The organism is Seonamhaeicola marinus (assembly GCF_008085455.1).
In genome coordinates, this window is the sequence record NZ_VSDQ01000353.1 from 1 (window position 1) to 344 (window position 344).

1 protein-coding gene is annotated in these 344 nt (G+C 35.8%); it reads left to right on the top strand.

Annotation, left to right across the window (positions count from 1 at the left end; all coding sequences use genetic code 11):
• Positions 1–344, top strand: a 344-nt coding sequence (locus FUA24_RS04895; RefSeq protein WP_246146954.1) for an alanine--tRNA ligase-related protein, incomplete at both ends; no start/stop codon positions are given.

A 344-nucleotide genomic window follows, 5' to 3' on the forward strand; every position in this document is an offset into this window, starting at 1 on the left:
AAACAACATGCCATAGTACCATCGGCACCAATGGTGTTAAAAGATGACCCTACGTTAATGTTTGTTAATTCTGGTATGGCACCGTTTAAAGAATTCTTTTTAGGCAATGCCGAACCTAAAAGCAGCAGAATAGCAGATTCTCAAAAATGCTTACGCGTTTCAGGTAAACACAATGATTTAGAAGAAGTTGGTTATGATACATACCACCACACACTTTTTGAAATGCTTGGAAACTGGAGTTTTGGCGATTATTTTAAAGAAGAAGCCATTGCTTGGGCTTGGGAACTTTTAACCGAAGTTTTTAAAATAGATAAAGATATTTTATACGTTACTGTTTTTGAAGG